General features: G+C 50.5%; 23 protein-coding genes. 14 read left to right on the plus strand and 9 right to left on the minus strand.

Annotated elements, in window-relative coordinates; translation table 11 throughout:
• Positions 1–202: 202 nt before the first annotated feature.
• The gene (locus tag ACXAFR_RS17275; RefSeq protein WP_475178982.1) at positions 203–1,114 is read right to left on the minus strand and encodes a hypothetical protein; all 912 of its coding nucleotides are present in this window, start codon (positions 1,112–1,114) and stop codon (positions 203–205) included.
• Positions 1,115–1,319: 205 nt separating this feature from the next.
• Between ACXAFR_RS17275 and ACXAFR_RS17280 the strand changes: the two genes are divergently transcribed.
• The 7 genes from ACXAFR_RS17280 to ACXAFR_RS17310 all read left to right on the plus strand — a co-directional run bounded on the left by ACXAFR_RS17280 (position 1,320) and on the right by ACXAFR_RS17310 (position 6,213).
• Positions 1,320–1,883, plus strand: a complete 564-nt coding sequence (locus ACXAFR_RS17280) for a LemA family protein (protein WP_475178983.1) — start codon at positions 1,320–1,322, stop codon at positions 1,881–1,883.
• 335 nt (positions 1,884–2,218) lie between these two features.
• Positions 2,219–2,416, plus strand: coding sequence for a hypothetical protein (locus ACXAFR_RS17285; protein ID WP_475178984.1), 198 nt, complete (start codon positions 2,219–2,221; stop codon positions 2,414–2,416).
• Positions 2,416–3,999 (plus strand): cytochrome ubiquinol oxidase subunit I, encoded by a 1,584-nt coding sequence (locus ACXAFR_RS17290; protein ID WP_475178986.1) that lies wholly within the window; start codon positions 2,416–2,418, stop codon positions 3,997–3,999. The genes ACXAFR_RS17285 and ACXAFR_RS17290 overlap by 1 nt, the downstream gene beginning before the upstream one ends.
• A 31-nt stretch (positions 4,000–4,030) precedes the next feature.
• The gene (gene cydB, locus ACXAFR_RS17295) at positions 4,031–5,167 is read left to right on the plus strand and encodes a cytochrome d ubiquinol oxidase subunit II (RefSeq protein ID WP_475178987.1); all 1,137 of its coding nucleotides are present in this window, start codon (positions 4,031–4,033) and stop codon (positions 5,165–5,167) included.
• Positions 5,168–5,186: 19 nt separating this feature from the next.
• A complete protein-coding gene (gene cydX / locus ACXAFR_RS17300; protein WP_475178988.1) occupies positions 5,187–5,300 on the plus strand; it encodes a cytochrome bd-I oxidase subunit CydX in 114 nt (37 codons plus the stop codon).
• 10 nt (positions 5,301–5,310) lie between these two features.
• Complete coding sequence (locus ACXAFR_RS17305) at positions 5,311–5,607, plus strand: cyd operon YbgE family protein (protein ID WP_475178989.1); 297 nt, start codon at positions 5,311–5,313, stop codon at positions 5,605–5,607.
• A 21-nt stretch (positions 5,608–5,628) separates the two neighbouring features.
• On the plus strand, positions 5,629–6,213 hold the full coding sequence (locus tag ACXAFR_RS17310) for a Tll0287-like domain-containing protein (RefSeq protein ID WP_475178991.1): 585 nt from the start codon (positions 5,629–5,631) through the stop codon (positions 6,211–6,213).
• Positions 6,214–6,241: 28 nt separating this feature from the next.
• On the opposite strand, the gene ACXAFR_RS17315 is transcribed toward ACXAFR_RS17310, so the two are convergent.
• On the minus strand, positions 6,242–7,195 hold the full coding sequence (locus tag ACXAFR_RS17315) for a DUF6635 family protein (RefSeq protein WP_475178992.1): 954 nt from the start codon (positions 7,193–7,195) through the stop codon (positions 6,242–6,244).
• A 222-nt stretch (positions 7,196–7,417) separates the two neighbouring features.
• On the opposite strand from ACXAFR_RS17315, the gene nhaA reads away from it, so the two are divergent.
• Positions 7,418–8,629, plus strand: coding sequence for a Na+/H+ antiporter NhaA (nhaA, locus tag ACXAFR_RS17320; RefSeq protein ID WP_475178993.1), 1,212 nt, complete (start codon positions 7,418–7,420; stop codon positions 8,627–8,629).
• Positions 8,630–8,631: 2 nt separating this feature from the next.
• A complete protein-coding gene (locus ACXAFR_RS17325) occupies positions 8,632–9,246 on the plus strand; it encodes an RraA family protein (protein WP_475178995.1) in 615 nt (204 codons plus the stop codon).
• Between the two features lie 10 nt (positions 9,247–9,256).
• Here ACXAFR_RS17325 and ACXAFR_RS17330 read toward each other — a convergent pair whose 3' ends face one another.
• Entirely contained in the window at positions 9,257–11,962 is a 2,706-nt protein-coding gene (locus tag ACXAFR_RS17330; RefSeq protein ID WP_475178996.1) for a cation-translocating P-type ATPase, read from the minus strand.
• A 373-nt stretch (positions 11,963–12,335) separates the two neighbouring features.
• Here ACXAFR_RS17330 and ACXAFR_RS17335 point away from each other — a divergent pair, with 373 nt between their 5' ends.
• From ACXAFR_RS17335 to ACXAFR_RS17345, 3 genes are all read left to right on the plus strand, one after another.
• Positions 12,336–13,922, plus strand: coding sequence for a peptide chain release factor 3 (locus ACXAFR_RS17335; protein WP_475178997.1), 1,587 nt, complete (start codon positions 12,336–12,338; stop codon positions 13,920–13,922).
• 19 nt (positions 13,923–13,941) lie between these two features.
• Positions 13,942–14,538: a 1-acyl-sn-glycerol-3-phosphate acyltransferase gene (locus ACXAFR_RS17340; protein ID WP_475178999.1), complete on the plus strand. Its 597-nt coding sequence runs from the start codon at positions 13,942–13,944 to the stop codon at positions 14,536–14,538.
• A 79-nt stretch (positions 14,539–14,617) separates the two neighbouring features.
• A complete protein-coding gene (locus ACXAFR_RS17345) occupies positions 14,618–14,965 on the plus strand; it encodes a hypothetical protein (protein WP_475179000.1) in 348 nt (115 codons plus the stop codon).
• An 11-nt stretch (positions 14,966–14,976) separates the two neighbouring features.
• Here the strand turns inward: ACXAFR_RS17345 and ACXAFR_RS17350 are convergent, their stop codons facing one another.
• Positions 14,977–15,318, minus strand: coding sequence for a hypothetical protein (locus ACXAFR_RS17350; protein WP_475179001.1), 342 nt, complete (start codon positions 15,316–15,318; stop codon positions 14,977–14,979).
• A gap of 134 nt (positions 15,319–15,452) precedes the next feature.
• Between ACXAFR_RS17350 and ACXAFR_RS17355 the strand changes: the two genes are divergently transcribed.
• On the plus strand, positions 15,453–16,109 hold the full coding sequence (locus ACXAFR_RS17355; RefSeq protein WP_475179002.1) for a class I SAM-dependent methyltransferase: 657 nt from the start codon (positions 15,453–15,455) through the stop codon (positions 16,107–16,109).
• A 138-nt stretch (positions 16,110–16,247) separates the two neighbouring features.
• Here ACXAFR_RS17355 and ACXAFR_RS17360 read toward each other — a convergent pair whose 3' ends face one another.
• The 5 genes from ACXAFR_RS17360 to pyrC all read right to left on the minus strand — a co-directional run bounded on the left by ACXAFR_RS17360 (position 16,248) and on the right by pyrC (position 20,587).
• Positions 16,248–17,531 carry an aspartate aminotransferase type Ic gene (locus tag ACXAFR_RS17360; protein WP_475179054.1) on the minus strand — a complete coding sequence of 428 codons (1,284 nt, stop codon included), beginning with the start codon at positions 17,529–17,531 and terminating at the stop codon, positions 16,248–16,250.
• Between the two features lie 166 nt (positions 17,532–17,697).
• Positions 17,698–18,168 (minus strand): bacterioferritin, encoded by a 471-nt coding sequence (gene bfr / locus ACXAFR_RS17365; RefSeq protein ID WP_475179004.1) that lies wholly within the window; start codon positions 18,166–18,168, stop codon positions 17,698–17,700.
• Between the two features lie 137 nt (positions 18,169–18,305).
• Positions 18,306–18,515: a bacterioferritin-associated ferredoxin gene (locus tag ACXAFR_RS17370; protein WP_475179005.1), complete on the minus strand. Its 210-nt coding sequence runs from the start codon at positions 18,513–18,515 to the stop codon at positions 18,306–18,308.
• Positions 18,516–18,867: 352 nt separating this feature from the next.
• Entirely contained in the window at positions 18,868–19,542 is a 675-nt protein-coding gene (gene rnt / locus ACXAFR_RS17375) for a ribonuclease T (RefSeq protein WP_475179006.1), read from the minus strand.
• 10 nt (positions 19,543–19,552) lie between these two features.
• Positions 19,553–20,587, minus strand: coding sequence for a dihydroorotase (gene pyrC / locus ACXAFR_RS17380; protein ID WP_475179007.1), 1,035 nt, complete (start codon positions 20,585–20,587; stop codon positions 19,553–19,555).
• 258 nt (positions 20,588–20,845) lie between these two features.
• On the opposite strand from pyrC, the gene ACXAFR_RS17385 reads away from it, so the two are divergent.
• Positions 20,846–21,790 carry a flagellar protein MotY gene (locus ACXAFR_RS17385; protein WP_475179009.1) on the plus strand — a complete coding sequence of 315 codons (945 nt, stop codon included), beginning with the start codon at positions 20,846–20,848 and terminating at the stop codon, positions 21,788–21,790.
• Positions 21,791–21,856: the final 66 nt, after the last annotated feature.

Raw genomic sequence — 21,856 nt, forward strand, 5'->3', positions numbered from 1 at the left:
GATTATAGGGGTACGATAGATGAGGCTAGCGTAATGTGCTGTGACAATTTCACATTTCTTAAAACTTGTCACCTGAGTCTTTGTTGTTGCAGAGTTGTGGATGGTTTTATGGCTTTATTCTGGCTTCTGCGTCAATCAAAATCACAGTTTCCTTACGCGCCGCGATGGTGCTTCCGGGGTAAAGAATCCTATGTTCTCTCGCTTACTGTGTAGGAAGTGGTAAGGGGCGTGAATTGGCAATCATCTGACGGTTTTCATCCAGTTCTAACATAAAGTGGCAGTTAGATGGCAATTTACTTAGAGCGAGCTCGGTGATTCTCTGGTAATGGGCGATGAAGCGTTCTATCTGTTCGGGGCTCATCAATCCACTGGTGTCGCCTCCCTGGCCAAGGCGAGCTTCACGCAGCTTGTCTTCTTGCTCAAGACGCCAACGGTAAACCGTATCGAAGGAGGGGGCTTTTAGCATGATCATTATGTCGAGATTGTCGAACAATTCTCGATAGGCGCCAGTAAGCTGGAGATTGACATACTTGCGCCACAGCGCCTGATCATCCTCGTTGGCTTCCAGTGCGTTCACTGGTGTTTCAAGGTCCGAATCGTCGGCAGGAGGAACGCCGACGCACCAGCCTTCCAGTATGATAATGTCAAGGGGAGCTGCCAGATAATCCCAGGCTGATGTTGGTGAGCGATCATCGGCGGCTTTGTCGAATCGGGGGATTGCCACTTCATCCGCGGAACCATCAATGGCTTTCGTCAGCGTTGCCTGAGCGAGCTGAGTATCGTGAGTTCCGGGCACACCCCGCGTAACCAATAGAGGGTGAATCTCGGCTCCAAGTTGCTGCCGCTCTGATTTCGTGAGGTAAAAATCATCGATGGATACAGCTGCCGCCTGGAGTTGATAGCAGTCTTTGAAGAGCATGACCAAAGCGTCGGAAAGCGTGGTCTTTCCCGAGCCTTGGCAGCCATTAACACCAACGACTAAGGGGCGTTTAAGTTGGCGGCGTTGTTTCACAATCGCCTCAGCGATAGGGGCTATCTGATTTTCAATGATGTTGGCATAGGCCTCTGGAAGCCGATGCTGGGAGAGAAACGTAGAAAAGTCAGGTTGGCTCATTGATGCAGATATCCGTATTTACTGCTTCGGCCCATATCGACCGCAAGGTGGATTGATTCTTCAACAATACAGAGTCATGAGAAGCTTGTGAAGAGCGGTTCTTTTAACCACGGATACCTTGCGGGTAGGTCCGTGGACAAGGCGTCTAGCGGGAGGTACTCTGGTCTCTAAATAATTGTATGAGACATTTCGAGTTTTAATCACTATGGACAGTTTTCTTCCCTTCATTATTTTTGGTTGTATCATTTTTTTATTCTGGACGGTCGGAACCTACAACCGCTTTATCAAATACCGCAATATGATTGAGGAAGGTTGGAGCATCATCGATGTTGCTCTAAAGCGACGGGCCAATTTGATTCCGAAGTTGATCGCGGCGGTTCGTGGCTATATGGAGCATGAGAGCCGGATGCTGGAAGAGGTTACATCACAACGCCACGCCGCTGCTGATGATCGGGGCGACATCACCAAAAAGGAGACTCGAGTCTCTCGGTCTTTGAACCATTTATTGGGTCTTGCTGAGGCCTATCCGGATTTAAAAGCCAGCACGAATTTTCTGGAGTTACAATCGACGCTCAATGATGTGGAAGAGGAGATCGCAACCTCCCGAAACGTGTTCAACCAACGTATCCGTCAGATGAACACACTGGTTGAGCAGTTCCCTAGTAATGTCATTGCTAACATCTTTCACTTTCGTCGCGAAGAGTATTTCAATCTGGAATTGGCAACTGAACGAGACGTGCCTGCCACTCCCTGGGATGAACTAAAGTAGTCTTCTGTTCACCGGTCGCCTCTTTTGGTGCCCGGTGTAAATCTTTGTTGTCACAATCAACCGATATCGCTCTTGGTATTCACACGGAATCAGTTTCACGCTTTGACATAATTGTCATCGTCTTTGCCAAAAGTGGCTAGATAACGGCCTCTCTACTTTTTACGGCATCGTTCTAACTCACAGTCTCGTTTTATTTTTTTGTTATAAATCAGACGGTTATTTCTCTGCTTCGTCGTGGCATGAGTTTCGCTCTAGGAGCTGGTGCACGTTTTTCCTGTCGTGTCTTTGGGCGGACCTAATGCCGCTGCAATGTGGTTACGCTGATCGGAGTGGCTATGAGATTTCCAACGTCGACCTTCACCCGAGAGGTTATCGGCATCCTGCTAGTGAAAACGCTATTGATCGTATTGATCGGTCGTTTTTTCTTCTCTGAGGAAGTTGCTGTTACCGCGGTCAGCCAAGCCCGCCAAATGGGGCTTTCCGAGCTCTCTATTGAAACAATCGCAAGTCCAACTGAAGGGGAGTCTGACTAGTGGATGCCAATATTGTCGAGTTGTCTCGGCTGCAATTTGCCGTAACGGCGCTGTATCACTTTCTATTTGTTCCCTTAACCCTGGGTCTATCTTTTTTGCTTGCCATCATGGAATCGGTCTATGTGATGACGGGCAAGCAAATCTATAAAGATATGGTTCGTTTTTGGGGAAAGCTGTTCGGTATCAATTTCGCGTTGGGCGTAACGACCGGACTCACGATGGAATTTCAGTTTGGAACCAATTGGGCGTACTACTCCCATTACGTTGGGGATATCTTTGGTGCACCTTTGGCGATTGAGGGGTTAATGGCATTCTTCCTTGAATCGACCTTCATCGGATTGTTCTTTTTTGGTTGGGATCGGCTGTCAAAGGTGCAGCACCTTGTGGTGACGTGGCTTGTGGCATTGGGATCAAACCTCTCTGCATTGTGGATATTAATCGCCAATGGTTGGATGCAAAACCCGGTGGGTGCAGAGTTCAATTTTGAAACCATGCGCATGGAAATGGCCAGCTTTAGCGATGTGATTTTTAATCCCGTTGCACAGGTCAAGTTTGTTCACACCGTGTCTGCAGGCTATGTGACGGGATCCATGTTTGTGTTGGCGATCTCCAGTTATTACCTGCTCAATAAACGCGATGTTGCTTTCGCAAGACGGTCATTTGCGATCGCCGCCAGTTTTGGCATGGCATCCATTCTATCGGTGATTCTGCTTGGCGATGAATCCGGTTATGAACTGGGTGATGTACAGAAAACCAAACTGGCAGCAATTGAGGCAGAGTGGGAAACCCACCCCGCGCCTGCCAGCTTCACCTTGGTGGGCTTTCCGAATGAAGACACGGAGACCACCGACTATGCCATCAAAATTCCCTATCTTCTCGGTCTGATTGCAACACGGTCTGTTGACGAACAAGTCACAGGGATTAAGGACCTTAAAATTGAGCACGAAGCAAGAATTCGTCGCGGTATGCATGCTTATGCGCTGTTAGAAGCGTTGCGAGAGGGCAATGCCAGCTCGGAGATTAAATCAGAGTTTAAAGACTATGTTGATGATCTTGGTTACGGGTTGTTGCTAAAAAAATACACCAACAAGGTCACCGACGCGACGGAAGAGCAAATTGCACTGGCGGTGGAAGATACCATTCCCGGTGTTGCGCCCATGTTCTGGAGTTTTCGAATTATGGTTGGTATGGGTGCCTTGATGTTGTTTTTAATTGGCTCGGCATTTTATGTCACCTCGCGCCACCGTATTGAAAGACACCGCTGGTTATTACGCGCTTTACTCTTTGCGTTACCTGCGCCCTGGATTGCTGCTGAACTTGGTTGGGTGGTTGCTGAGTACGGCCGCCAGCCGTGGTCTATTGGCGAAGTTCTGCCGACGGTTTTGTCCGTTTCCACCCGCTCAATCGGTGACATATGGATGAGTTTGGTTAGCTTCGTTCTGTTTTATACCGGTTTGCTGATTGTGGAAATGTATTTGATGATCCGCTTTGCACGTCTTGGCCCCAGCAGCTTACATACCGGTAGATATCATTTTGAGCAGACGCGTGAGTATGCAGTTCCCGATGCGTCTACCGCGGTTTAGAGTTTGGCAAGTGAATTCTGAGGGCTAGTTTATGTACGATTATGAATTTCTGAAGCTGATTTGGTGGCTGCTCATTGGTGTCCTGTTGATCGGCTTTGCGGTTACCGACGGCTTCGATATGGGAGCCTTAAGTTTACTGCGAATCGCTACCCGCGATGATCGTGAGCGCCGGGTTATCTTAAATGCCGTTGGGCCTCACTGGGACGGTAATCAGGTATGGTTTATCACGGCTGGCGGCGCCATTTTTGCCGCCTGGCCAGTGGTCTACGGTGTGGCTTTTAGCGGTCTTTATTGGGCTCTTTTGCTGGTTTTATTTGCGCTTTTTTTTCGCCCTGTCGGATTTGAATATCGTTCGAAGATAGAAACCCGTCGCTGGCGTGAAAATTGGGACATTCTGCTGTCGGTTGCCAGTGCGATTCCCGCTCTGGTGTTTGGCGTTGCTTTTGGCAATTTGTTTTTAGGGCTGCCTTTTGATCTCGATCCGTACATGCTGTCTCACTATAACGGTAGTTTTTGGGCATTATTGAATCCGTTTGGTCTTCTATGTGGTTTGGTGAGCTTGTTGATGTTGGTGATGCATGGTGGCGCCTTTTTGCAGCTGCGCACGGACGGTGATTTAAGAGAGAGGCTTTCCCACATCACGAGAGTGGTAGCGCTTGCGTGTCTGGTGCTATTTGTCATAGCCGGTATTTGGGTGGCTTTGATGCCCGGTTATCACATTGCGACCATGCCCGCTGCGGGAAGTGTCATGACTCCTTTGCAAAAAACGGTGGAGTTGGTGCCCGGAGGATGGTTGAGTAATTACCAGGCCTATCCTTGGACTGTCATTTTCCCACTATTGGGAATAGCGAGTTTGGGGCTGACGGCTCTCGCCGCAAAGCGCTGTTGGTCATGGGCAACGTTTTTGCTCTCGAGCATCGCTGTGGCCGCAATCATCCTCACTGCAGGCTTTAGCTTATTCCCGTTTATTTTTCCTTCCAGCTTGCAGCCAGATCATAGCTTGACGCTGTGGGATGTTACATCCAGTCGGAAAACTCTCGACATTATGTTGGTCGTCGCCTTGGTGTTTGTACCCATCATCATCTGCTACACCACGTGGGGTTATTACAAAATGTGGCGACGTTTAAATGTCGAGTTTATTGAAGAGAATCGTCACGCTGTTTATTGAATGTAGAAGGAGAATCTGTATGTGGTATTTCGCCTGGATATTAGGGGTGTTGCTCGCCTGCTCCTTTGGCGTCGTTAACGCATTGTGGCTGGAAGTGACAGAGAATCTGGATCGTGATGCAGATGCAGAATAGAGGTGCAATTATGAGCCGCAGCCTACAGCAAGCAAATTGGTCGACCTGGATATCAATAAGCCGTTGGATATCGCTGGCCGCTGCAGGGATTTTATCCGCCATTGTGCTTACAGCTCCAAACGTCATCGCAAGCAATGCCAGCGAGTTAGATCATGGAGAGTTAACTCTGGTTATGCTGGGTATCAGTCTCGGCTTCGTGCATGGGCTTGGGTTTTCGTTAGATCGGCGATGGCAACGGCTACTCGTAAGTCCGATAACGGCTTGGCCATTAATGGGATTGGGTCTTTACCAGTGGCTGGGTTCATAGCGAAAAAGGAGGAAGACGGATATGTTGAAAGCAGTAGTTTCATTTTTTGTTTTGCCGGTTGTGACTGTGTCTTTTGGTGTTTCGGTCTCTGCCAGCCAGGAAGAGTTGGTTGCTTTAGATGCGGAGAGTAACGCTCGGGTCGCTCGATTTGGGGGAGAGCTTAAGAAGGAGCTGGTCGCCGCACTGACCTCTGGAGGTCCGGTTGCGGGAATTGCTGTCTGCCAGTCTCGCGCTCCGCAAATCGCGGAAGCAAACAGTCGTGAGGGGTGGACGGTAGCTCGGACATCTCTCAAATATCGCAATCCAGAGAACCGGCCCGATGAGTGGGAAATCAAGTGGTTGGAAAATTTCAAACGGCGCCAGGAACAGGGGGAGGATGTCAAAACCCTTATGGTGAGTGAAATTAAAGACGGCGAGTATCGATATATTCGCGCAATTCCAACTGCTGAGGTCTGTACAACCTGCCATGGCAGTGAACTGGCACCGGCTGTGGAAAACGCCTTAAAGGATTATTACCCAGATGATTTGGCTCGTGGGTACAAGGTAGGCGATATTCGTGGCGCGTTTACGGTGATTAAGCAGTTTTCGAACGAGAGCCTTCAATGAAATTTGTCATTAAACACCTTTGATACGGTCAGCCGAGATTGGATTTGACCATATCGAACACTTCTAGAATGCGCGCGACGAATTGATCTTTAGGGCGAAAGCTGCCATTGGTTCGCTGACGAAAATCACTTTCCATATTGTCGAGCATGCGTTTTAGGCGCCGCCGGTGCAAGCCTGTCATGGCTTGTATCGGGTCTGTGATCAGTCCCGATAGGGACGCGAAAGATGCAAGTATGACGAGCACAAACAGTACACTGAGAAGCGTAAGACCTGTGCCTGGCTCTGCTGGAAAAAAGCCGTAGTAAATGCCGCCCAAGGTTTCGCCAAGAAAGAAATTGTTGACGGCAAAGTGTTCTGCCAAGACTGCGGCGATAAAAAAGCCGATACCGAACCCTCCAGGAGTAAATTTCTGAAAGGCAAAGGCGCCAAATATCGTGCAGCTTACCGTGTTGGCGATATCAGAACTGGCTGTGCGGGCGACCCGGTATTGTAGTAACGCGTCTTCAACCAGTGCATCGAGCTGGCGTTCCGTGTGCGCACTGGCATCGAAATCACTGTCCTGGTGCTCTGCGTAAAGCGCCTCTAAAGATTCTTTCAGATAGCTATCGGGTATGACAGTCGCTCCGCTGGATTCGAGCAGCTCCGAGCGAATAAGGTCTGCAACTCGTGTTTGTACGTCTGTTGTCAGACCTTCGGGGACATGCTCCAGCCAGCTGGCAATACGTCGGTAGCCGCGTTTTTCCAATAAATGTCGAATCAGGCTTAGCAGGGCATAGATAGGTGCCCAGACCAGATTGACAGGGGCTCGCAATATATCCATACCGAATGCAATTCGATTTAGGCGCCATGCTCCGGGGTAGCAGAAGTGGCGTTTGACGAACGGCTGGACACGTTGCCGACAATCATTGAAGTACTTTTCCCCGGCATTCAGGATGGCACTTTCAATATCGGCTTGAGTAAAGTTGTCCTGTGGCTTTGACATCTCGACAGGCTCAGATCATCAGAAAGGCAGTGTTAATAGGATGCATGGCCGTCATAGTAAATTCAAGAAGGATTCGTTTTCAGTTAAGGTATGCAGGTTACATTAACCATGATTGTGCTATGTTGCCGTATAACCTGATTGGCAAGCTACACTTACCGGAGAGGCGATTGGGGCATCGCCACCAGTCCATTTCATTTGAATTTATACCCCAGAAGGAGATCTATGCTCGCGGAGTTTAACGAGAGAGTTGCTGCATTTTTTAAGAAGGATTCTGCCGGGGGCATCATCCTGATGCTGGCCGCAGCTCTCGCGCTGGTGTTTGCCAACACCCCCCTGGATAGTATCTACGAACTGTTTCTCGCCACACCCATGGAAATTCGAGTCGGTGCATTGGTTATTGCAAAGCCGTTACTGCTGTGGATCAACGATGGTTTGATGGCGGTATTTTTCTTTGTTGTGGGCCTTGAGCTTAAGCGCGAAGTGGTTGAGGGGGAGCTGTCCAAGCCCAGTAATATTGCGCTTCCTGCGATCGGTGCCATCGGCGGAATGGCGGTTCCCGCGTTGATCTTTATTCTTTTCAATAGCGACAATTCCTTTGAAATGCAGGGTTGGGCAATTCCCGCCGCGACCGACATTGCTTTTGCCCTCGGTGTTCTGGCTCTGTTGGGGTCCAGGGTACCCGTTACGATCAAGGTCTTTTTGGCGTCTCTCGCCATTTTCGATGACGTCGGTGCGATTATTATCATCGCGATTTTTTACACTGAGCAGATTTCTCTCACGGCGATTACCGTCGTCGCTTGTTGTTTGCCGATTCTCTACATACTAAATCGCAGCGACGTATCCATACCTACGCCCTACGTAATGGTGGGATTGGTCATGTGGGTAGCGACGCTGAAATCCGGTGTTCATGCGACTTTGGCCGCTGTTATTTTGGCCATGTTCATTCCTATGCGTTCAAAGAAAAATCCAGAGAAGTCGCTGGTAACGGATATGGAGCACAGCCTGCATTCAGTTGTCGCGTTTTTCGTGGTGCCAGTCTTTGCTTTTGCCAACGCTGGCTTGGATTTGCGTAATGTCGGTTTCTCGCAAGTATTCCATAGCGTTCCTATTGGTATCGCTTTGGGGCTGTTTCTTGGTAAGCAAATTGGTATTTTCGGTATCTGCTTTTTGGCCATTAAAACACGTCTCACACAGTTACCGAAGGGTGTTACGTGGATGCAGTTGTGGGGAACCAGCGCCATTTGTGGTATTGGATTTACAATGAGTTTATTTATTGGAACTCTCGCCTATACGGAAGACGGGCAGCTGTTTGATGAGCGCTTAGGTATTATTGTTGGGTCGCTGGCATCTGGACTAATGGGGTATTGGTTGCTGTCGATGAGTCTGCCAAAATCTGGTGCTGAAGTTTCAAAAGCAGCGAAGAGTGGCCATTAGTTATGACAGATTCAATAGATTATGGAGATCTTGCGGCGGTCGAATACGCCAATGTACTCAAGCGTTCGCAAGTCATGGATTGTGGAATTCGAGAATTGTGGTCGGGAACTCCGCGTATTGCTGGCTCAGCATTTACCGTTCAATTGGCGCCGGGCGATCATTTGATGTTGCATGCCGCGATTTATGAGGCGCCTCCCGGTTCCATCATCGTCGCGGATGGCTGTGACACCGCCTGTGCTGTCGCTGGAGGTAACGTCTGCGCTATTGCGCAACAGCGAGGAATTAAAGGGTTTGTTGTTGACGGTGTGATTCGTGACCTGGCTGAGATTCGTAAAATGGCATTTCCTGTTTATGTCAGGGGAGTCGTGCCATTCCCTGGCAAGAAAGCGTTTGTGTCGCCGTTGAATGAAACCATTTCCTGTGGCGGGGCCACTGTTAATGGTGGCGATATCGTAATTGCCGATGAAGAGGGTATCGTGGTACTTCCGGCTGGTGAGGCGCCGGCTCTCTATGCGGCCGCCCATGAAAAATTTGCTGCTGAACAGGCGCTTTCTCTTGACGAATGGGAAGCCAAACACCGTGCCAAGCTAGCATCTGTGTTGCCTAATTTTAACTAGCTCCCTTTCATTAAGAGGCCTTGCTGGCAGTGTAGCGCCGCAAGGCCTTTTCAACTTCGACCAATATCAGTACACCAACGGCAATCAAGCCTATCTCTATCCATGCTGTTGTAGGCACCGAGGTTGTTCCGAAAACAGTCTGCATGGGCTGCCAATAGGTGAGCGCAATCTGCAAAATAACCTGTAGGGTGACACCACCCCATATCCAAGGATTAGAAAAGGGATCCATTCGCCAGAATGGATGGTGTTGACTGCGACACGCAAACAGAAACACAATTTCAACGGCAACAAAGACATTGACGGCGATGGTTCGTGCCAGGTCTGTGTCGTTGCTGATTCCCTGCCAGCGCATAAAGAGACCGAAGGCGCCCGCCAGCATCAGTAGTCCTACTAACAGTATTCTGCCCAGCAGAACTTTATCGAGGATTGGGTGGCCAGGTGCTCTGGGTTTGCGAAGCATGACGTCCGTTTCGATAGGTTCAAACGCCAGGCTCATACCCAGCAGAACGGCGGTGGTCATGTTTATCCAAAGAATCTGTAATGGTGTTATGGGAAGGGTTACGCCCGCAAAGATAGCCGCGAGAATCACCAAGCCCTCGCCGAAGTTCGTGGGTAATGTCCAGGTGATGAATTTGACTAAGTTATCGTAGACGCCGCGGCCAGCTTCTACGGCGGCCTCGATGGTGGCGAAATTGTCGTCGGTGAGCACCATATCCGCGGCTTCTTTGGCGACATCTGTGCCACCAGCGCCCATTGCAATGCCAATGTCGGCGGCTTTCAAGGCTGGAGCATCGTTGACTCCATCGCCGGTCATAGCAACGACGTCTCCGTGGTGTTGTATCGCCTGCACCAAGCGCAGTTTTTCAGCGGGTTCCACACGAGCAAATACGCGAATGTCTTGCACGACGTTACGCAATTCTTCATCGTCCATTGCTGCGAGTTGCGTGCCAGTAAGTACACTGTCGTCGTTTGAGGCGATGCTCATTTGTCTGGCAATGGCCAGTGCCGTAATGGCGTGGTCACCAGTGATCATTTTGACTTCGATACCTGCGCGGTGACAGGCATCTACTGCTCGAGTGGCTTGAGGGCGTGGTGGATCAATCATTCCCTGTAGGCCGATAAAACAGAGCGGACCCTCAATATCTCTGTCATCAGCGAGTGTCTGTGCCGATTCCAACTTTGCAAAGGCGAGTACTCGCAGTCCTCGGGTGGCCATGTCCTGGGCTGCGGCATCGATGGACTTGGTGTCCGCAGCGATGACAATCCCGGATGCGTCGACCATGGTATCGCAGCGGGGCAGTATGCGTTCCAAGGCGCCTTTGATATAGATGACCTGATCATGACCTGCGGTGTGCAGAGTCGCCATGGTCTGCCGTGTTGCATCGAAAGGCAGCTCTGCGAGCCTTGTGTATTCTACTTGCAGCTGGCTTTCATCGAGTCCCGCTTTACGGGCTGACACGATAAGTGCAACCTCGGTTGGGTCGCCATCGACTCCCCAGCCTTCGTCTTTCTTCGATAGGGCGGAATCATTGCAGAGTGCACCCACCAAGAGACATTCGTGTAAAGCGCCGGTAATTTCGGTGGGGTTACCCTCCGTCGTCAGGGATCCTTGCGGGGTGTAGCCTTGCCCCGACACAGTCACCCATTGGCTGCCGGCATAGATTGCCTCGACAGTCATCTGGTTTTCGGTCAGCGTTCCCGTTTTATCTGAGCAAATGACTCGGGTGCTGCCGAGCGTCTCTACCGCTGGCAGTCGTCTGATGATCGCCTGGCGTTTGGCCATGCGCGCCACCCCAATCGCGAGAGTCACGGTCAAGGCCGCGGGAAGACCTTCTGGAATAGCGCCGACGGCCAGCGCGACGGCAGCCATCAGCATGTCCATAGCGGTCTCGCCGCGAATAATGCCGATGAGAAAGGTGACGGTTGCGAGGGTAAGAATAACCATTAGGAGGAGGTTGGAAAATTTCCCCATGGCCTGGGTCAGCGGTGTTTCCAGTGTGCTGGTATTGGACAGTAGGGCTGCGATGCGACCTGTTTCAGTATGATCGCCTGTCGCTACGACAAGCCCTCGGCCCTGTCCGGCGACCACCAGAGTGCCGGCGAAGGCCATGTTGGTTCGATCTGCGACGCGAGTTTCGTGGGGCAGCGGATCCTTATGTTTGATGACGGCGGCGGCCTCGCCGGTCAGCGCCGCTTCGGTCGCTTGTAGGCCGGTAGCGTGTGCGACCCGTAAGTCTGCTGGAACTCTGTCACCAGCGGTAAGATGCACAATGTCTCCGGGGACCAGGTGTTCGGCATTTAGACGCTGACGACTGCCCCCTCGTTGTACACTGACCTCTGATGATACGGTTCGAGCCAGGGCCGCTAGCGCTTGCTCGGCACGCCCCTCTTGGATAAATCCGACAATGGCGTTGAGCAGTACAACCCCGAAAATCACTGCAGAATCCACCCATTCGCCTAGTGCGGCGGCTGCGATACCGGCTGCGATCAAGATATAAATCAACGGCTGGTGAAATTGCAGCAGTAATCGCATCGCCGGGCTGCGACCGGCCTGTTGCGTCAAGCGGTTGTGGCCGTGTTCGTCTAGCCTAGACTGGGCGTCGTCGTGATTTAGGCCGTGTTCAAGGCTGGTGTCGAGATGATTGGTCAGCGCGTCCAAATCATGGGCGTGCCAAGGATGTTGAGGATCATAGGTGGAGCGAGTCTTAGCGTTCATAGGGATATCCTACGAGCATACAACCGGCGGTTTATTGATCTGAGATAGTTTTGTTCGATATTACACTGGGCCGGGTTTGTAGGCGACGCTGTTAATGCCGCTCGGTAGAACGTTGGGGTTCTCAATAGGGGGTTGAAGACTCTTAATATAGGGTTGAAGACTCCTAGCAGGGTGTTGAAGACTCCTAAAAGGGGTTGAAGACTCTCGTCGCATATTTGAAGGGCAGTTATTTTGCTTAATCAGCCAGTATCAATGGTCGGCAATTTATTGCGTATGCATTCTCCGCTAGAATAGCGGGCTTTTGGCCCGGATGGGCAATGTCCAGCATCAAACAGGGCGCTGTGTACATTCAATACAGAGTAAGGTTAAGAGGATGGGCGACAGCAATTTAGCCGATGAAATTAAGAAGAGACGCACATTTGCGATTATCTCTCACCCTGACGCAGGTAAAACCACCATTACTGAAAAGCTGTTGCTGCTCGGGCGGCTCATTCAATCCGCGGGAACCGTAAAAGGGAAAAAGTCCGACAAACATGCGACGTCTGACTGGATGACCATGGAACAGGAGCGTGGGATTTCTGTGACATCATCGGTCATGCAGTTTCCCTACCACGAGCGTATGGTTAATCTGCTGGACACTCCTGGGCACGAGGATTTTTCGGAAGATACCTATCGCACGCTTACCGCGGTGGATTCTGCGTTGATGGTGATTGATGGCGCCAAAGGTGTGGAAGATCGAACCATTAAGCTGATGAATGTTTGTCGCTTGCGGGACACACCTATTTTCAGCTTCGTAAACAAGATGGACCGGGATATTCGTGATCCTATCGAGTTGCTCGATGAGATTGAATCAGTGCTGGGTATTGCCGCCGCGCCAATTAACTGGCCCATCGGCATGGGCAAAGACTTTAAGGGCGTTTACAACCTCTACAATGACGTCATCCATGTTTTTGTTCCGGGCAAAGCCAGCACTCTGGCAGAAGCGGTTGAGATCCAAGGATTGGACTCTGACGAAGCAAAAGCGTTGATGGGTGAGGAATACGAGGATTTTTGTGATGTCCTAGAACTAGTGCGCGGTGCCAGTCATGAATTTGAATTGGATGCCTATCTGCAAGGACAGTTGACTCCAGTTTACTTCGGTACCGCTCTGGCAAATTTTGGTGTCGCTGAAATGCTTAACGACTTTGTCGATTGGGCACCGGGGCCTTTGCCTCGAATCACTGAGCAGCGTCAAGTAGCCGTGGACGAAGATAAGTTCAGTGGTTTTGTTTTTAAAATCCAGGCCAACATGGATCCCAAGCATCGGGACCGAATCGCGTTTCTGCGCATTTGCTCCGGCCAATATAATCGCGGGATGAAATTGCGACATTCACGGATTGGCAAAGACATTAAAATTGCCGATGCGGTGAGTTTTAAAGCGGGAGAGCGGGATCTGGTCGAGACGGCATACTCTGGCGACATTATCGGCCTGCATAATCACGGCACGATTCAAATCGGCGACACCTTTACCGAGGGCGAAATCCTCAAATACTCTGGTATCCCTCACTTTGCGCCAGAGCTCTTTCGGAAAATTCGTTTGAAAGATCCCATGAAAACCAAGCAGCTGCAAAAAGGGCTGCAACAGCTCTCAGAGGAAGGGTCGACACAGGTGTTTTTTCCGCTTAACTCCAATGACATCATCGTAGGGGCGGTGGGTGTTCTGCAGTTTGAAGTGGTTTCGTATCGCCTTCTCGATGAATATAAGGTTGAAGCCATCTATGAGCCGGTGAGCGTTTACACCGCGCGTTGGGTTTCCTGTGACGATAGCAAGAAGTTGCAGGAATTCCGTAACAAAGTCTCTGATAACCTCTCCATCGACGGTGGCGGTCATCTCACCTATCTTGCACCCACTCGGGTCAATCTCTCCCTCACGGAGGAGCGTTATCCGGATATCGCTTTGCACGCGACCCGAGAACATTGATCCTGGAAGTCTGTTACCCATGAGTAAAATGAATATCGACATCCCAGAGAGGATGCCGCGTCGTCATGGCGCGCGTTGGCTGCAGAGCTTTGGCCAGTTTGTTCTGAGTACCCTCGGTTGGAAGCTCGAAGGCGAGTTGCCCAACGAGCCAAAACTGTTGCTGGTACTTGCGCCTCACACCTCAAATTGGGATTTTATTATCGGAGCATGCATCTGGCTAAGTCTGGATTTAAAAGTCTCCTATATGATGAAAAAAGAAGCGTTCTTCTGGCCTTTCAAACGCTTTTTCATCAATATCGGTGGAATACCGATTGATCGCACCAAGCCACAAAATATTGTGCGTCAAGCGGTTAAGTCGTTTCGAGGCAACGCCGGAGTCTGGTTGGGCATCACCCCTGAAGGGACACGTAAAAAGGTTACCAAGTGGAAGACTGGCTTTTTGCGGATCGCCCACGATTCAGGGGTGCCGCTGTTGCTGATTGGCATCGACGCAAAAACCAAAACGGTACGGATTGATCGCCTGATCGAAACAACCGGAGATCACAATGCGCAGGCTGAAGAAATCCGGCAGTATATGAATGCCACTTTTCAGGGAATCAATCCTGAAAATCAATAGGGCTCCGGTATTTTGTTTATTTACCAATGAATGTCGGTGCTTTTCGATTATGAGGATACGTTTGAGGTAGGTCGAACCGATGCTGGCGTCTATTCTGTTAAGTGTTGTGGTCTGCTGCCTAATGGGGGCGGTATTGTTTTGGTCGCGACGATCCTGGTATCGGGTCGACGAGGCGGATCTCAGGCAGTTATTGCAGTCGGTAATACTGGGGCAGGCGAATGCCAATGAATGGCAGGTATTTATTGAAATGCCGATACGTTACGACCCGTTTCTGGACGATATCCGAGAGTCCTGTCGGGTGATCGACGAAGCTCATCAGCCAGTGTCTGAAGCTCGGCAATACCTGTTGGATGGGGAAGGTGTGGAAAAGATTCGTGAGTTGCTAGAAAAGCTCGACAAAGAGCGGCCGGAAAAGCCGCTCTTATGATCTCTTATTATTCAGAAGCGATAAAAAAGCTGTAGTCGGAATTCGGTGACACTGACATCCGCTTGGTATCGCAGTTTGGAGAATTCGTAGTCTGAGCCGTCGGTTTCTGATTCTTTATCCAGCAACCAGCGATAGTAGTCGTCATTGTTAATAGATACTGAGCGCTCGTTGATCCATTCGTCCATGGGGAGTGATTGACCATTATCGAGATGAGCCCACTTAAGTTTCTGCAGCCATTCTGATTCTGAGACCATTTCGGTAGAATCTGCAACTAGAATGGACGCCCACGTCAAGGTTGCTGCAATTGTCAGCAATAAGCCTGTATAGCGTGCAGACTTCCGTAGCGCCCCCATGGGTTCTCTCCTGTAATTCACTGTTACTCAATATGTGTAGGATCTCACAAGGCCTCAAAAGTGACTGTGACAGACGTCCAATTTCGGCCAACCTTGCAATGATGCACGCGCCACCCCCTTGAAATTTACTTGCTATGGATCTACCCGAATCATTAAGTCAAATTGTTGCGGAAGCGATCCCCGGGGCGCGCCTTGAACACTTCGAGGTAGTTTCAGAGCCGTCGCTGCGATTGTTGTTACTTAACCAGGATTATCCCCGAGAAGCGCTTTCCTACGATGTCGCATTGCGATTGATGGAAAATCCGTTCTACTGGGCATTTTGTTGGGCGTCGGGGAAAGTGCTTGCAGATTTCCTGCTTAAACACCCTGAACGAGTGAAGAACAAGCGCGTACTGGATTTCGGGTCAGGATCTGGTGTTGTTGCTATTGCTGCGGCTCTGGCGGGGGCGGATGAAGTCATTGCCTGTGATTGTGATCCGTTGGCTAGGCAGGCGATTCGCGATAACGCGCAACTGAATCAGGTTGAATTAACGGTGGCAGATGATCTCAACGCCGTGCGTGGCCCGGTAGACTGTTTAACGGCGTCCGATGTGCTTTATGATCGAGATAACCTGCCGTTGTTGGATGACTTTTTACAGCATGCTAAAAGTGTCATTATCGCAGATTCCCGGCTTAAACATTTTTCACATCCTGCCTATATCAAAATCGCCGAAACTCCTGCGTTGACGCTGCCTGATCTAGATGAATCTGTCGAATTTCGAACGGTACGACTGTATACCGCGAATGGTTGAGTGGACGTTTTAGGGGAAAAGTAGGATAAAAAAACGCCGGGTATCCCTGTTGAAGATAACCCGGCACAGCGACTGTTCTTGTCGTATCACGTTATCAAATCTGGAAAATTCAATAACGCTTAGATAGCTTGTCTTTGGCTAGCCGCCTTGGTTGAGCTTTGCTCGAACTGATGCAAGTTTGACACAAATGGTGAAAACTTGCATGGCTTTATTCAGTTCAGGCACGGATGGGACTGATGGGGCCAATCGAATATTGGCGTCATCTGGGTCTTTACCATAGGGAAAGGTCGCGCCCGCAGGCGTTAATTTCACGCCTGCATCGGAGGCCAGTTTCACAACTTCACGAGCGCAGCCCGGTTGCGTATCAAAAGAAATAAAGTAGCCGCCAACGGGAGATTCCCAGCTTCCGAGGTCTGAATCGGTAAAGGCTGCTTCAAGGTGTTCGAGCACGGTCTCAAAGCGTGGTTTAATAAATTCGGCGTGCTTTGCCATAAGCTCTGTAACCGCACTTAAATTTGGAAGCAGTTTTAAGTGGCGTAGCTGATTAATCTTATCAGGGCCAATGGTTGCGGCTTCCAGAGATTTTTTAAAGCCCGTCAGGTTTGCTGTAGAGGCGGCCATGAAGGCGACGCCTGCACCCGCATGAGTGATTTTGGATGTAGACGCGAATTGCAGAAGGCTGTCTTCGGTACCATTGCGGACGCAAGCGTCCCAAAGGCTGGCAAGCTGAGGTGGTTCACTGGTCAGGTCGTGTACGGCGTAGGCGTTATCCCAAAATATGCGGAAGGCTGGATTTGCAATCTTTCCGAGCTGCGCCATGCGTTCAACAGTGGCATCGCTGTAGATAACACCCGTGGGGTTGGAGTACTTGGGTACACACCAGATCCCGATAATCGATGGATCAGCTTTAATTTTAGCTTCAATTACATCCATATCTGGGCCGTCCGAAAGCATCGGCACGTTGATCATCTCGATATTCAATCGCTCACAAATAGTGAAGTGGCGATCGTAGCCTGGTACCGGGCAGAGAAATTTAGGGTTGGCGATGTCCTTCCATGCTTGGTCATTACTTTTAAGACCAAATTCTTTTGCGAAGGATACCGCTTGATACATCAGTGTCAGGCTGCTGTTACCGCCAGCAATCACCGTTTCTACTGGGACTCCGAGCAGTTCTCCTCCGAGGCGACGTGCCTCGATCAGACCATCCAAGCCGCCGTAATTACGGACATCTGTGCCATCTTCACTCATGTAATTGCCGTCGAGAATGCCGTCGAGAGCATCAGACAAGCTCAGTTGTTGAGTGGATGGTTTACCGCGGGTTAAATCCAGCTTGAGGGATTCCTGTTGCAGGGCGGCATAATCCTTGGCGAGTTGGGCTTCCCACTCGGCTAATTGTTCGGTGGAGGCGTTTTCCAGATTCACGATGCGACTCTCGGTTGTGCACTTGGAAAGGGAGATTGCGGTGGCGAGAGCGTCAGCGAATCGTCCCGGTGGATAGAGCGCGTGAGTATATTGCACCGGCGCACGCTTAAAAAGGGGATACGGGGGTTTTTTAGTCTATACGCTGCGTGTTTTGGGAAAGGGAATATCAGGATTCCATATGGGATTGAAGGTAATTATTGAGGCCCATTTTAGCGATCAGGCTGAGTTGTGTTTCAAGCCAGTCGACGTGTTCTTCTTCGGATTCCAGAATGCTCTCGAGCAGCTCCCGGCTGACATAATCGCGCACGGACTCGCAGTAGGTAATCGCTTCGCGTAGGTCGGGAATTGCAATGAGTTCAAGTTTGAGGTCGCACTCGAGCATTTCTCTAGTGCTTTCTCCAATCATCAATTTGCCCAAATCCTGAAGGTTTGGCACCCCTTCGAGAAACAGGATTCTCTGAATGAGTGCATCGGCGTGCTTCATTTCGTCAATGGACTCGTGATATTCGTGCTCATTGAGCGTGTCCAGTCCCCAATTTTTGTACATGCGAGCATGTAAAAAGTATTGGTTGATGGCGATGAGTTCGTTGAACAGAATTTTATTGAGATATTCAATAACTTTTACGTCACCCTTCATCAGACCGTCCTTTCTTGATGTGGGATAGGGAGAGGCAGACGCCATCTGCGTCAGCAAACAGGCAAAGGATATCTGCCGTTTAGTCTGCAACGGTGACTAGGACGAGTCAAGGCGTGAGGCTTGTTAAGGAAGGGGGGTTAACCTGCCGCGTAGAAAAGCTCAGATTCGGCAAGATTATCCATTTCGGCCAGGGTTTGATCGATGACTTGTTTGGTGTGAAGGCCGCATTTGCCGCACTGAGTCATGGCGCCGAGCTCTTGGCGAACTGCACGTAGAGTACTGGCACCGTTAATAACGGCGTCTTTTATGTGGGAGTCGGTAATGCCTTTACAGATACAAACGTACATAGCAGCTATTTAATTGTGTATCTAGGGGCTGTGTCATCGGAAGCATCCACCTGATTTCAGGATCGACCAACTTTGCTCAACGACCTACGCCAGTTAACGGTATAAAGTTAAAGTTATTCTAAATGATAATGGTTGTCAACAGCGGCTGGTTCAAATTCTCATTTTGCATTTTTCGGCTAGGGTGTGCCGAAATATACCAACGTATTGGGAGTGTTGAGTGATAGGTTTGCAGGAACTGGCGGAGACTTAAAAAGGATTAATTCTAAGGGGGATTGCGAAGGTGGACGTGAGCCAGCAAGGCCGGCTCATTTCGTTGCGTATTTCACACTTTTTGTCGATTGAGGTGCCTGGATTAAGGTTCCTCGTCGGTCTCGGGGAGCGGCCATCCTCCGAGCTCCCGCCAGCGATTGATAATCAAGCAGAAGAGCTCGGCGGTTTTGCCTGCATCATAAGCCGCTGAGTGGGCGCTGCTGTTGGAAAATTCGATGCCAGCCAATTGGCAACTGCGCGCCAGTACCGTGTGACCGTAGGCGAGACCGGAAAGAGTGGCTGTATCAAAGCAGCTAAATGGATGAAAGGGGTTGCGTTTGATGCCACAGCGGCGCGCTGCCTCGTTGATAAATCCCAGGTCGAAATGGGCGTTGTGAGCCACCATCACCGCTCTGGTACAGCCGTGATTTTTCACGGCGCGGCGAATGCCGGCGAACAGTTCGCTGAGCGCGATCATTTCTGGGGCGGCATCACGCTCTGGGTCGTGAAGGTCAATTCCAGTGAAGTCCAGCGCTGACTGTTCAATGTTCGCCCCTTCGAAAGGTTCGATGTGGTAGTCGATGGTGGACTCTGCAAAGAGATTGCCGTCGTCATCCATATTAAGGATGACGGCAGCGACTTCCAGCAGGGCATCGGTGCGCGAATTAAATCCTCCGGTTTCCACGTCGATGATGACCGGAAGAAAGCCTCGAAAGCGCAATGCAAGCGGGGACTTGCTGTTCTCTGATGTGCTGAGAGATGGATCGGCGGGTAGCAAAGTATCTTCCTTAATTAACCAGTTTCCACTGTAGGGTTTCACCGGCAAGTACGGGCATTAAATCACCTCCGGGAAAGGGGATGGATTCTGGCACCTGCCAGGGTGTTTTTTCCAGGGTAACCTGGGTTTCATTGCGAGGCAGGTCATAGAAGTCGGCGCCAAAATGGCTGGCGAAGTCTTCCAATCGTTCAATGGCTCCAGCCTCGTCAAACGCCTCCGCATAGAGTTCAAGAGCATGAGGGGCGTTGTATACGCCTGCGCAGCCACAAGCCGCTTCTTTGCGGTGGCGGGCATGAGGCGCGGAATCTGTGCCGAGGAAAAACTTGGGATTGCCGCTGATGGCCGCTTCCAGTAATGCTGTTTGGTGAATATTTCGTTTGAGAATGGGTAGACAGTAGAAGTGGGGGCGAATTCCTCCGACAAGCATATGGTTGCGATTGAACAGCAAGTGGTGTGGGGTAATCGTTGCTGCGACCTGACTGCCCGCTGAGGTTACAAAATCAGTAGCGTCGCGGGTCGTTATATGCTCAAGCACAATCGGCAGCTGAGGGTAGCGTGCTACCAGCGGTTGAAGCGTGCGATCGATAAAGATTTTTTCGCGATCAAAGATATCGACATTACTGTCTGTCACTTCACCGTGTATGAGCAGGCGCATTCCGCATTCCTGCATGGCTTCGATGGCAGGGTAGATATGGGCAATATCTGTGACGCCAGAATCTGAATTGGTGGTTGCCCCTGCGGGATAGAGTTTACAGGCGACAACGCCCGCAGATCTGGCTTCTTTGATGATTTCAGGTGAAGTGCGATCGGTCAGATACAGCACCATTAGCGGGGTAAAATTCCTATCGGGCGGAATTTCTAACTTGATTCTGTCGGCATACGCCAGCGCCATTTCAGCCGTGGTAATTGGCGGTACGGTGTTGGGCATGGTGATGACCCGATGGAACACTTTTGCAGCATCTGTGACCGTGGTCTTTAACGCGTCGCCGTCCCTGAGGTGGATGTGCCAGTCGTCGGGCTGGGTCAGGGTGATGCTGTTGTTCATGATTGTGCTCGTCCTCAGTGCCAAAGGCTGAATGCTACCGAATTATGGTGCTAAAGCACAGCGGAGTGCCGCCGATAACATGGGTATCAAAGTGCTCAAATCCCGTCTGAATTGCGGCATATGGGTTCCCGAGAGGGTTCGAAATCAAGGGGTTTGGCGCTAAAATTTTCTTATTGGGTGTTGTTTTAGGTGCTATACCCAGAGTATTCGTTGGTCGGCAGTAGGGCCGCGGTAGTGTCGGTGAGGCAATGATCCGTTATGAGCTTGATAGTCACAACAAGAGCTATGTTGGTGAGTAATTGTGAGAGATTCGTCGTCGCCACCTTGCTGATTGCTTGTGTGATGGGCGCCCCTCGTGCATTCTCAGCTAGCGCTTATCAGGTGCCTATGGATGCCTCCACCTGGACTGCTGAGACGTCGGTGTTCGCCTGTCGTCTAAGCCAGGATATTCCCCTATTCGGCGGTGCGACTTTCGAGAGGTTGGCTGGCGAAGAAGCCAAGTTTTTGTTGAACTCATTGTCCCCTCGATTGGCATCGGGAAAAGCCATGCTGAAGCTCAAGGCGCCCGCATGGAAGCCGGAATCCGTCACCCGTGAGCTTGGCTATGTGGATGTTACCCAGGGGCGTTTACCCATTACTGTGGTGAAAGACAAAGCTGAACGTATGCTTGAAGCTTTGCAGCATGGTCTCGATGTTGAATTCACCCGTGCGGCCTGGTTTGGCGGAGAAGAAAGCCTTCGAGTACGACTGAGTACCATCAATTTTCGCGCCCCCTATGAGCGGTATTTACAATGCCTTGCTCAATTGCTGCCCGTTAATTTTGATCAGATCCGCAGGACCTCAATCTTTTTCGCGCCCGGCGCAGCGGATCTCCCGGCGAGCGAAGAAGTGAAGCTCGACAATATCGCAATCTACGTGCGAGCCGATGAAAGTGTTGAGTCTTTTTATATTGACGGGCACACAGATTCTGATGGCACCCGTAGCGATAACTTGGAGCTTGCCAAGAAGCGCGCCGAGATGGTTCATCGCCTGCTCGTTGAGCGAGGTATTCCGCCCGAGAAGATTACCACTCGCTGGCACGGTGAGCGCTACCCGGTAGCGAGTAATCGCTCCGCTGGTGGACGCGCTAAAAATCGCCGAGTAACGATTCGACTGGAGAAAAATGATGAGGGAACCCTGCCTTCGCTAGCTTCCAGCCGATGACCTTATAAAGACTTTTCGGTTCATCTTTTCGTCGAAAATTTTCTTTAATGTCTGTGAAAAAGCGTT

The sequence above is a fragment of the Pseudomaricurvus sp. ABR4_320 genome, assembly GCF_056159445.1.

Excerpts from the sequence above, each read along its gene's own strand:
- ACXAFR_RS17280 (WP_475178983.1), top strand. The coding sequence starts at position 1,320 with ATGGACAGTTTTCTTCCCTTCATTATTTTTGGTTGTATCATTTTTTTA.
- ACXAFR_RS17315 (WP_475178992.1), bottom strand. The coding sequence starts at position 7,195 with ATGTCAAAGCCACAGGACAACTTTACTCAAGCCGATATTGAAAGTGCC.
- ACXAFR_RS17370 (WP_475179005.1), bottom strand. The coding sequence starts at position 18,515 with ATGTACGTTTGTATCTGTAAAGGCATTACCGACTCCCACATAAAAGAC.
- ACXAFR_RS17340 (WP_475178999.1), top strand. The coding sequence starts at position 13,942 with ATGAGTAAAATGAATATCGACATCCCAGAGAGGATGCCGCGTCGTCAT.
- ACXAFR_RS17345 (WP_475179000.1), top strand. The coding sequence starts at position 14,618 with ATGCTGGCGTCTATTCTGTTAAGTGTTGTGGTCTGCTGCCTAATGGGG.
- ACXAFR_RS17355 (WP_475179002.1), top strand. The coding sequence starts at position 15,453 with ATGGATCTACCCGAATCATTAAGTCAAATTGTTGCGGAAGCGATCCCC.
- ACXAFR_RS17285 (WP_475178984.1), top strand. The coding sequence starts at position 2,219 with ATGAGATTTCCAACGTCGACCTTCACCCGAGAGGTTATCGGCATCCTG.
- cydX (WP_475178988.1), top strand. The coding sequence starts at position 5,187 with ATGTGGTATTTCGCCTGGATATTAGGGGTGTTGCTCGCCTGCTCCTTT.
- ACXAFR_RS17275 (WP_475178982.1), bottom strand. The coding sequence starts at position 1,114 with ATGAGCCAACCTGACTTTTCTACGTTTCTCTCCCAGCATCGGCTTCCA.
- ACXAFR_RS17385 (WP_475179009.1), top strand. The coding sequence starts at position 20,846 with ATGAGCTTGATAGTCACAACAAGAGCTATGTTGGTGAGTAATTGTGAG.
- nhaA (WP_475178993.1), top strand. The coding sequence starts at position 7,418 with ATGCTCGCGGAGTTTAACGAGAGAGTTGCTGCATTTTTTAAGAAGGAT.
- ACXAFR_RS17330 (WP_475178996.1), bottom strand. The coding sequence starts at position 11,962 with ATGAACGCTAAGACTCGCTCCACCTATGATCCTCAACATCCTTGGCAC.
- ACXAFR_RS17350 (WP_475179001.1), bottom strand. The coding sequence starts at position 15,318 with ATGGGGGCGCTACGGAAGTCTGCACGCTATACAGGCTTATTGCTGACA.
- cydB (WP_475178987.1), top strand. The coding sequence starts at position 4,031 with ATGTACGATTATGAATTTCTGAAGCTGATTTGGTGGCTGCTCATTGGT.
- bfr (WP_475179004.1), bottom strand. The coding sequence starts at position 18,168 with ATGAAGGGTGACGTAAAAGTTATTGAATATCTCAATAAAATTCTGTTC.
- ACXAFR_RS17335 (WP_475178997.1), top strand. The coding sequence starts at position 12,336 with ATGGGCGACAGCAATTTAGCCGATGAAATTAAGAAGAGACGCACATTT.
- ACXAFR_RS17305 (WP_475178989.1), top strand. The coding sequence starts at position 5,311 with ATGAGCCGCAGCCTACAGCAAGCAAATTGGTCGACCTGGATATCAATA.
- pyrC (WP_475179007.1), bottom strand. The coding sequence starts at position 20,587 with ATGAACAACAGCATCACCCTGACCCAGCCCGACGACTGGCACATCCAC.
- ACXAFR_RS17310 (WP_475178991.1), top strand. The coding sequence starts at position 5,629 with ATGTTGAAAGCAGTAGTTTCATTTTTTGTTTTGCCGGTTGTGACTGTG.
- ACXAFR_RS17325 (WP_475178995.1), top strand. The coding sequence starts at position 8,632 with ATGACAGATTCAATAGATTATGGAGATCTTGCGGCGGTCGAATACGCC.